This window comes from uncultured Campylobacter sp. (assembly GCF_938017705.1).
Classification (GTDB): Bacteria; Campylobacterota; Campylobacteria; order Campylobacterales; family Campylobacteraceae; genus Campylobacter_B.
In genome coordinates this window covers 1-9,566 of record NZ_CALIIS010000072.1, presented here as the reverse complement: position 1 = coordinate 9,566, position 9,566 = coordinate 1, and the positions used below count along the sequence as shown (strand labels likewise).

At 47.2% G+C, this 9,566-nt stretch carries 10 protein-coding genes; 4 read left to right on the top strand and 6 right to left on the bottom strand.

Translation table 11 applies throughout. The features are described from left to right. Positions 1-849: solute carrier family 23 protein (locus tag Q0605_RS03550; RefSeq protein WP_298704305.1), on the bottom strand; the 849-nt coding region annotated here is incomplete at its 3' end. Between the two features lie 640 nt (positions 850-1,489). Next, positions 1,490-2,383 carry an NAD(P)H-dependent glycerol-3-phosphate dehydrogenase gene (locus Q0605_RS03545; RefSeq protein ID WP_298704302.1) on the bottom strand — a complete coding sequence of 298 codons (894 nt, stop codon included), beginning with the start codon at positions 2,381-2,383 and terminating at the stop codon, positions 1,490-1,492. A gap of 450 nt (positions 2,384-2,833) precedes the next feature. On the opposite strand from Q0605_RS03545, the gene Q0605_RS03540 reads away from it, so the two are divergent. Further along, a complete protein-coding gene (locus tag Q0605_RS03540) occupies positions 2,834-3,061 on the top strand; it encodes a hypothetical protein (RefSeq protein WP_298704300.1) in 228 nt (75 codons plus the stop codon). A gap of 316 nt (positions 3,062-3,377) precedes the next feature. Here Q0605_RS03540 and gatB read toward each other — a convergent pair whose 3' ends face one another. From gatB to Q0605_RS03520, 4 genes are all read right to left on the bottom strand, one after another. Further along, the gene (gatB, locus tag Q0605_RS03535; protein ID WP_298704297.1) at positions 3,378-4,799 is read right to left on the bottom strand and encodes an Asp-tRNA(Asn)/Glu-tRNA(Gln) amidotransferase subunit GatB; all 1,422 of its coding nucleotides are present in this window, start codon (positions 4,797-4,799) and stop codon (positions 3,378-3,380) included. 113 nt (positions 4,800-4,912) lie between these two features. Beyond that, positions 4,913-5,137, bottom strand: coding sequence for a hypothetical protein (locus Q0605_RS03530; protein WP_297896069.1), 225 nt, complete (start codon positions 5,135-5,137; stop codon positions 4,913-4,915). Continuing rightward, on the bottom strand, positions 5,127-5,807 hold the full coding sequence (locus tag Q0605_RS03525) for a F0F1 ATP synthase subunit A (protein WP_291937725.1): 681 nt from the start codon (positions 5,805-5,807) through the stop codon (positions 5,127-5,129). Before Q0605_RS03525 ends, Q0605_RS03530 begins: the two co-directional genes overlap by 11 nt. Positions 5,808-6,080: 273 nt before the next feature. After that, on the bottom strand, positions 6,081-6,230 hold the full coding sequence (locus Q0605_RS03520; protein WP_298704293.1) for a hypothetical protein: 150 nt from the start codon (positions 6,228-6,230) through the stop codon (positions 6,081-6,083). Positions 6,231-6,364: 134 nt separating this feature from the next. On the opposite strand from Q0605_RS03520, the gene Q0605_RS03515 reads away from it, so the two are divergent. From Q0605_RS03515 to dnaK, 3 genes are all read left to right on the top strand, one after another. Further along, entirely contained in the window at positions 6,365-7,153 is a 789-nt protein-coding gene (locus Q0605_RS03515) for an HrcA family transcriptional regulator (protein ID WP_297896065.1), read from the top strand. Continuing rightward, positions 7,150-7,725, top strand: coding sequence for a nucleotide exchange factor GrpE (locus Q0605_RS03510; protein WP_298704289.1), 576 nt, complete (start codon positions 7,150-7,152; stop codon positions 7,723-7,725). Before Q0605_RS03515 ends, Q0605_RS03510 begins: the two co-directional genes overlap by 4 nt. 45 nt (positions 7,726-7,770) lie before the next feature. Beyond that, positions 7,771-9,566: molecular chaperone DnaK (dnaK, locus tag Q0605_RS03505; RefSeq protein ID WP_298704286.1), on the top strand; the 1,796-nt coding region annotated here is incomplete at its 3' end.

The following is a 9,566-nucleotide window of genomic DNA, read 5'->3' as shown; positions in this document are numbered from 1 at the left end:
GTTCGGCGGACCGCCGAAGCAGCCTGCTAGCGACGTCGCGAGTCCGTCGCCCAGAAGAGTGCTTTTAAGCCCCGGATTTTTTAGGAAATTTTCCTTCGTGACGTTGCTGATCGCAAGCATATCGCCGATGTGCTCGATCGCGGGCGCGATAGCGATAGGCACCATGTAAATTACCGCTTCTAGCTTAAAAACTGGCGCGGTGAAGCTCGGAACTGCAAACCACGGCGCATTTAGAATCGGCGTAAAATCCACGATCCCGACAAATAGCGACGCGCAGTATCCCGCCGCGATGCCGCACAGTATCGGCACTAGGCGCAGCATACCGCGGCCAAACATCATAACGACGATAACCGCCGAAAGCGAGATGAGCGCGATAGTAAGCGACTGCCCCTGCGTGTAAAGCGCCTCCTTGCCCTTGCCCATGACCATATTTACGGCCGCGGGCGAGAGGATGAGGCCGATCGTCATGATGACGGGGCCGACGACCACGGGCGGTAAAATTTTATGCAAAAATCCCTCGCCTTTGAGCCTAATAAGCAGGCTCAAAACCACATAAAATAGTCCCGCCGCGATCACTCCGCTCATCGTCGCGGCGATGCCCCACTCCTTCACGCCAAAGCTAAGCGGCGCGATGAACGCGAAACTAGACGCAAGAAAGATCGGCGGGACGTGTTTGCGCGTGATGAGCTGAAACAGCAGCGTGCCGATGCCCGCCGTAAACAGCGCCACAGACGTATCAAGCCCCGTTAAAATCGGCACCAGCACGAGCGCGCCAAACGCGACGAATAAAAACTGTACGCCGACGAGAGCGTCGCGTAGCCTGAGATTGTAGCCTTCGTATTTTTCCATCTTCTCCTCTTTTATCTTTGCGGCTTGCCTCGCGAGCGTCTTTAACGGAGCTAGTAAAAATTTAGCTTGATAGACCATATGCCTTATCTTCGCTAAATTTTTACGTCGCAACCCTTAAATCCATCTCGCGATCCTTCGCCTTGGCTCCTGTATTAAAATTTATAATACACCAACATTCTGTAAAATTTTAACTCGTCGCAGTCGCGGACGAATAACCCGCTCCTTTGCAAGCACTAAAAATTTATCGAAACTACACATCATCTGTATTGAATATTTTCAAAATTTATGCCTTTCCGCCTCGTCTAAAGAAAAGCCTTAATTTTTAAATCTGACACATCAAAAATTTTGACCTACCCAGTCGCAGACAAGCAATATGCTCCACTCTCAGCCGTCAACTACCTGCGACCCACATTAAATGTTTTAAAATTTAGCCTCTTTTTAAAATTTTACGACCTCGCTTTAAAATTTCGCACTCAAGCTTAAAGCAAAATTTTAAATCAAAGCCGCGTAAACAGATCCAAACGGACAACGACCGGAATTCGAAAACCAGCAACTAAATTTCACAAACATAGCGGATAAATCAAAACCTATGCAGGCCGAATTTACCGCTAAAATTTAGCGAGAGAATTCCGCCATGCAGCTATTTTTTGCGTAGCAGGTCCTTTAGACTCGCCTTTACGTCCTTACCACGCAGAATTTGCGCGACCTCGGTAGCGATCGGAGCGTAGATCTTGTGCTTTGTCGCGATATTTACGACCGCTTCGGTCGTAGCCACGCCCTCGGCGACCTCGCCCAACTCGCGCAGAATTTCTTCGAGCCCTTTGCCGCGCGCAAGCCCTAGTCCTACGCGGTAGTTTCGCGATAGCGCGCTCGAGGCGGTCAAAAACAGATCGCCCACGCCGCTTAAGCCCAAAAAGGTCTCGTCCCGCGCACCGAAAAACTTGCCGAAACGCGCGATCTCTACGATGCCGCGAGCGATCAAGCTCGCTCTAGCGTTATTGCCGAGCTCGAGCCCATCGCAAACGCCACTAGCGATGGCGATGACATTTTTATACGCGCCGCACACCTCTGCGCCGATGATATCGCCACTCGTATAGGTCTTGATGTAGGCAGGGAAGGCACTTGCGAAAAGTTCGGCTAGATTTTCGTTACACGAGCTTACGACGAGCGCGCAAGGCAGCTTCTGCATGACTTCGGTGGCAAACGATGGACCTGATAGATAAGCAAGATTGCCGCGCGCGACATACGCTTCAAAAATTTCGTTCAAAAACCTACCGCTTGCCGCGTCGATACCCTTGGAAGCGACTAGAATTTTTTGATTTTTGTAGGTGAAATTTTGATCCAGCCACTGCGCGGTTTGTTGTGCCGCGAGCGCAAAAACAAGCGCTTCGCATTCCAGCGCTTCGCTCACGCTTACAAAATGCGGAATTTGCCTTGGTGTGCGCGAAGTGATGACGCATTCGTTTTTCACGCTAAGCGCATCAAAAAGCGCGCTACCCCATTTGCCAGCGCCTATAACCGCGATTTTCATTATGTTCCTTTTTAAAAATTTATTCGCAAATTTGCGGTTTTTCAAATTTCATTCTCTTGAAATTCCCGCTCTTTGAAAAATTAGCCCAAAAGCACCGACATGAGCCTGCACAAATGCTAGCCGAAGCTACGCTTTAAAATTCGCTTTTTAAAATTTCATCTCGTCAAAATTTCGTCTCGTTAAAATTCTGCGCTTTTGAAATTTACTCAGCAAAAACTTCGCTTTTTTAAAATTTACCTCGCTAAAATTTCATACTTTTAAGGTTTTGCTCTTCCGCCAAAAAACACTTTCACAAAAGGCGCGGCAGCGAACGAATGAGGATTTTGAAACTCCATTATACGTTTTAAATTTCACTCGTGCATCGCCAAAGCAAATCAAATTTTTAAAAATTTTACTCAGACGCTTAAGCGCAAATCGCACTTTTAAATCCGCTTAAATCTCTCAAGGCGTGCTTTGAGCCTAGATGATCTTGCGGTCTCGCTCACCACGTTATATCGTTTGGCGCAAGGTTTGAGGCACGCGTATCCGACGCGGCGATTGATTAAATTTAGCCTACACATCGACTCGCCACTCAAATTCGACCCTGCGTATTCGATCCTACCCACCGCACACCGAGCTTTCGTTCTTGCTTTCGCAAGCAGAGCTATTTACGTATTCCCTGAGAGCTTTACCGTGCTTTGACGGTAGCCGTGAGTAAAATTCCTAACGGACGCGCTTCTTAAACCACTCCGTCGCAGACCGACGCTCGACACAAACGACTCGCACGAGAAAAAAACTAGCTCAAAAGAACAAAACGTGCGCGAAACAGAGCGGGTAGCCTCCGAGATCGCGCCGAATGAAATTATAACACGCAAAAGCCTTCGTCATTGGCGCGTGAAAACTTTAGCTCGAAGCAAAACGCTGCTAGCGGATTTAAAATTTTATCCCAGAGGCTTCATCTATCGCATGCATCGCGCCGCCTTTTATTCGCCGTTTGCCACCCGCAAAAGCTGCGAAATCAGCCCAGCTTCTGTTTCAGAAGCTCGTTCACCTTCGCGGGGTTAAACGCGCCCTTGCCCTCTTTCATCACTTGGCCTACGAAGAAGCCGAATAGCTTGTCTTTGCCGCCGCGATAGTCCGCGACCTTCTCCTCGTTTTCGCTCATCACGCGCGCTATGATCTTTAAAATCGCGCCGTCGTCGCTTACCTGCCTCAAGCCAAGCTTATCGATAACCGAGCTTACGGCCTCGTCGTGCTCCATTAGATAATCAAGCACCTCTTTGGCGGCCTTTTGAGACACTGCGCCGCCTTCGATCGCGCTTAAAAGCTCGCTCATCTTCGCGCTACCTACGGGCGAGTCCTCGATCGTAACGCCGTTTTTGAGCCTGCCCGCAAGCTCGACGGTAAGCCAGCTCACGCAGAGTTTTGGCTCGTGCCCCGCAGCGATGAGATCCTCGAAAAATCGCGCGTTTTCGTAGGTCGAGATTATGATCTCGGCGTCCTTCTCTTTAACGCCCAGCTCGCGGACGTAGCGTGCCTTTTTTTGATCGGGTAGCTCGGGAATCTGCTGCGCAGCGGCTAGCATCTCGTCATCCACGATCACGGTTAGCAGGTCGGGGTCCGGGAAGTAGCGGTACTCGGCGCTGTCTTCCTTGCTGCGCATCGGCTTGGTGATGAGCTTAGCGGTATCAAAAAGGCGGGTTTCTTGCACGACCTCTTGCTCATATTTGCCGTCCTGCCACGCTTCGATCTGACGCTCGATCTCAAACTCGATCGCCTTTTGGATAAATTTAAAGGAGTTTAAATTTTTAATCTCCACGCGCGTGTAGAGCTTTTGCTCGCCTTGCGGACGGATGCTGACATTTACGTCGCAGCGAAACGAGCCTTCCTGCATATTCGCGTCACTGATATTTAAAAAGCGCAAAATGCTGTGGAGTTTTTTTAGATACGCGACCGCCTCGTCCGCAGAGCGCATATCAGGCTCGCTTACGATCTCCAAAAGCGGCGTGCCGGCGCGGTTTAGATCGACGAGGCTACGCGAGCTTTCGTGATTATTTTTGCCCGCGTCCTCCTCTAGGTGCGCGCGCGTGATGCCGATGCGCTTGCTCTGTCCGTCCGCAGCTATAAAAAGCTCGCCGTGCTCGACGATCGGGATCGTCCACTGCGAAATTTGATACGCCTTGGGAAGGTCGGGATAGAAGTAATTTTTGCGGTCGAATACCGACTTGCGATTAATCGTCGCATTAACGGCGGTGCCGAAGCTGATAGCTTTTTTAACCGCCTCCTCGTTTAGCACGGGAAGAGCGCCCGGAAGCGCCAAGCAGGTCGGGCAGACGTGCGAATTCGCCTCGTCGCCGAAGCTCGTGGGGCAGGAGCAGAAAATTTTGGTTTTGGTATTTAGCTGGCAGTGTACCTCCAGGCCGATCACGGTTTCAAACATAAACTTAACCTTTTAGAATAAAAATTTCGCGTAATTTTACAATTTTTTGCTTTAATACTCGCTTGTAGCGGCGCGCGGCGCGGCTAAATTTTAAAATTTAATCGGATAGATTTTTACTCGCCGCCGCTAAGGAGCTTTTCTTTCAGATCGAAAACATCGACCATCAAGCAGGTAATGATGACGCATATCACGCCGGGAGCGGTGCAGATGAAGAGGAATTTTAACCCCAAAAAATAAAATGACGGATAGGCAAAAAAGACGAATGCGCCGACGAAGATCAATCCGAACGACGCACCCACGAGGAAGTATAAGAAATTTCGCTTAAAATTAATGCTCATCGACGATCACGGCGCCCGCTAGATAAACGTAGCTTAAAACCATGAAAATAAAAGTCTGCAAAATCGCCATAAAAGTAAGCAGCGCGAATGGTACCATCGGTATTAGCGCAGGAGCGAGAGTAAGCATAACGAGCAGGAAGGTATCGTCGCCTTTGATATTTCCGAAAAGTCGGAAAGAAAGCGATACGACGCGCGAAAAATGCGAGACGATCTCTATGACGAACATAAACGGAGCTAGGATTTTCACCGGCCCCATAAAGTGCTTTAGATAGTTGATCACGCCATGCTCGCGAACGCCCTCAAAATGGTAATACAACCAAACGCAAAGCGTAAGTGAAAGGGTTAAATTTAAACTCGCGCTCGGTGACTCAAAGCCCGGCACCAAGCCGATAACGTTACTAAAAAATATCACAAATCCCAATGTTGCGATTAGCGGAAGATATTTTTTGGCTTGTTCCTCGCTGCCCATAGCATCCTTACCGATCGTTAGTACGCCGCTTAGGTAGGCTTCGGCGATGTTTTGCATGCCGTGTGGTACAAGCTGAAGCGAGCGAGTGGAGCAAAGCGCGACGGCTACGATGATAGCGACGACCAAAAAGAAGTAAAAAAGGTAGATAAAAGTGTGGTCGTAAGAAATTAAACCGCCGAAAAGGAAGATGTCTTTTAGCATAAAAACCCTTGATCGTTAAAATTTGAGACATATTTTACACTTCTATTCGTTAAAGTATATTTAAATTTGCGTCAGCGAATAAAATTTTGAGCTTTGCGAGTTCTCACACCGCTTTGCTTGCCTAGCACTTTCGTCTAGCTTGCGCGCCATTTATGCGGGAATTTTGCGTTTTTTGGCATTTAGCTCCATATTTACAGCAAATGACAAAATTTTTGCTAGTAAGCACGAAATTTGCGGCTACACTGCCAATTCGCCATTATTGCAAATATAGAATTAATCTGGCGCATACGGCGAAGCTCTAAGCCGGTTGTTTGGTAAAATTACGTTTACGAATACGAAAAATACGATAAAATTTACCGCGATGGCGCCGTGGCGAATTCCAAGAATTCCAAGAATTCCAAGAATTCCAAGAATTACGCTCACCTCAAAAATCATAGTTAAAATTTAGCAAACTCAGGACCCGATTGCTAAAATTTTATAAAATTTATATAAAAACCTTGACATCCTACCACTCAATGTTGTATAATACTGGCAATCTTACCGAAAGAGTGCTAAAAGTGAAAACGAATAAACGTGATATGATCCTGGAATCCATCATTTCCGCCTATCTCGATAGCAATACCCCGATCGGATCTTCAGAGCTGGGTGAGCGTATGGGCGTAGCGATGTCAGCGTCTAGCATTCGAATTTATTTTAAGCGCTTAAGCGATGAGGGGGCTTTGACGCAGCTTCATGTAAGCGGTGGTAGAATTCCGACGGTTGCGACGATGCAGGATTACTGGCGCGCTAGACTTAGCTTCGACGATGAGTTAAAAATAGACGATGCTCGCGAGCTAGAAGCGGTGCTTGAGGATTTTGAAATTTACTGTATGATTTTCAACGCCGAAAACGAAGCCCTAAGCGAAGTCATCAATCACGATGATCGTTTCATAATCCTTACATTTAGAACGGATGAGATTATCTTAAAATACGATTTTAGAGTTTTTAAATTCTTATCAAATTTAATAGGAATTTCACTCGGAGATTTGGAGTTAGCCTCGATGCAGATCGGTCTGCGCGAGCTTAGCACCAAGATCAGGGAGCTAAAAAATTCTAAAATCGAATTTCTTTGTAACGAGGTCGTGGCGTATAAAATTTTCAAAGACGAGCGGTTTAAAATTTTACTCAACCCCTCGATCGCCGTAAATTTTACTAAAAATTTGATCTTCGCGCCCTACTTCGAGCACGGATTTATGGGGATCAAACGCCCCGTAAAATTCGAAGGCGAGGACGCTACGATGATCTGCGCAGGCAGCGTTTACGAGAATTACGAGAAATTTTTTAACTACGCTAAAGGAGTAGCATGAGCCATAAATTTAAAGAGCACGGCGATAAAAACGCAGCGTGCGATAGTGAAGAAAAAGAGGTTTGCGAGCAGTGCGCGTCAGAAGCGAGCGAGCCGCAAGAGGTGCAGACATGCGATGATACCGACGCGCAGATACAAAAGCTTCAAAACGATCTAAGTGAGATCACTGATAAATTTTACCGCGCCAATGCGGATTTTGAAAATCTCAAAAAACGTTTGGAAAAGGAAAAAGATAGCGCTGTTGCTTACGCTAGCGAGAGCTTTGCAAAAGATCTACTGCCGATAATCGACGCGCTTGAGGAGGCCGCCAAAATTGATGTGGAAGGTAATGAGCTTGCAGATAAAATCGAAGTCGGCGTAAAACAATGTCTAAGCCTTTTTACAAAGACTTTTGAAAAATACGGTATCGTTCCGATAGCGACGGATGCGGGATTCGATCCTAGCGTGCATAACGCCATCTCGATGATTGAAGCCGAAGGCGCTAAAAAAGGCGATATCGTTCAAGTATATCAAAAAGGCTATATGTATAAGCAGCGCGTTTTGCGCGCCGCTATGGTGGTGGTGGCGAAATGATCGCCCAAATTTTAAAATTTTAAATTCAACACAAAGGATAAACAAATGGCAAAAGTCATAGGCATCGACCTAGGAACAACAAACTCGTGCGTAAGCATATTCGAGCGTGGCGAGAGCAAGATCATACCGAATAAAGAGGGTAAAAACACCACTCCGTCGGTAGTCGCTTTCACCGACAAAGGCGAGGTTTTAGTAGGCGACAGCGCCAAGCGCCAAGCAGTCACTAACCCGGAAAAGACGATCTATTCAATCAAGCGCATCATGGGTCTTATGATGAACGAGAAAAACGCGCAGGAAGCCAAAAAGCGCCTACCATATAAAATCATCGACCGAAACGGCGCGTGCGCGGTAGAGATCGCGGGCAAGGTTTATACGCCGCAAGAAATTTCAGCCAAGGTGCTGATCAAGCTAAAAGAGGACGCGGAGGCGTTTTTGGGCGAGCCCGTCGTAGATGCGGTCATAACCGTGCCTGCGTATTTCAACGACAGCCAAAGAAAGGCGACGAAAGAAGCAGGAACGATCGCGGGCCTAAACGTGCTTCGTATCATTAACGAGCCGACCGCAGCAGCGCTTGCGTATGGACTGGATAAAAAAGAATCTGAAAAGATCGTAGTTTACGATCTGGGCGGCGGCACATTCGACGTAACCGTGCTAGAAACCGGCGATAGCGTCGTTGAAGTCCTTGCTACGGGCGGTAATGCGTTTTTGGGCGGCGATGATTTCGATAACAAACTGATCGACTTTTTAACCTCGGAATTTCAATCTGAAACAGGCATCGACTTACGCGGCGATGTCATGGCTATGCAACGCCTAAAAGAGGCTGCGGAAAACGCCAAAAAAGAGCTAAGCAGCGCGATGGAAACGACGGTAAATTTACCTTTCATCACTGCTGATGCCACAGGTCCAAAGCACCTAATGAAAACCATCACCAGGGCCAAATTTGAAAGTATGATCGATTCTTTGGTAGATGAGACCATAAGCACTCTCAAAAAGGTCGTAAGCGATGCAGGTCTTAGCATGAACGACATAAAAGAGGTCGTCATGGTTGGCGGCTCGACGCGCGTGCCACTCGTGCAAGAGGAGGTCAAAAAGGCTTTCGGCAAGGAGCTAAATAAGAGCGTAAACCCTGATGAAGTCGTAGCTATCGGTGCTGCTATCCAAGGTGCGGTTATAAAAGGTGACGTTAAAGATGTGCTACTTCTTGACGTTACTCCACTTAGCCTTGGTATCGAAACACTTGGCGGCGTGATGACTAAGATCATAGAAAAAGGTACAACTATACCAACTAAGAAAAGCCAAGTCTTCTCAACTGCTGAAGATAACCAAAGTGCCGTTACTATCATGGTTTTACAAGGTGAGCGTGAGTTTGCAAGGGATAATAAATCACTTGGAAATTTCAACCTCGAAGGCATCCCAGCAGCTCCAAGAGGCGTACCTCAAATAGAAGTTGAGTTTGACATTGACGCGAACGGAATTTTAACTGTTTCAGCAAAAGATAAAGCAACTGGTAAAGCTCAAAACATCACTATCTCTGGATCAAGCGGTCTAAGCGAAGAAGAGATAAACAACATGGTAAAAGATGCTGAACTTCACAAAGAAGAGGACAAAAAGCGCAAAGATGCAGTTGAGACTAGAAATCAAGCAGATGCACTAGTTCACCAAACTGAAAAGAGTATGAGCGAGCTTGGCGAGAAAGTCCCAGCTGAAGATAGAAGTAACATCGAAGCTGCGCTAAACGATCTAAAAGAGGTCTTAAAAGATGAAAATTCTTCAAAAGAGCAGATCGATGCAAAAGTAGAAGCTCTAAGCAAAGCTAGCCACAAACTAGCAGAAGCTATGTA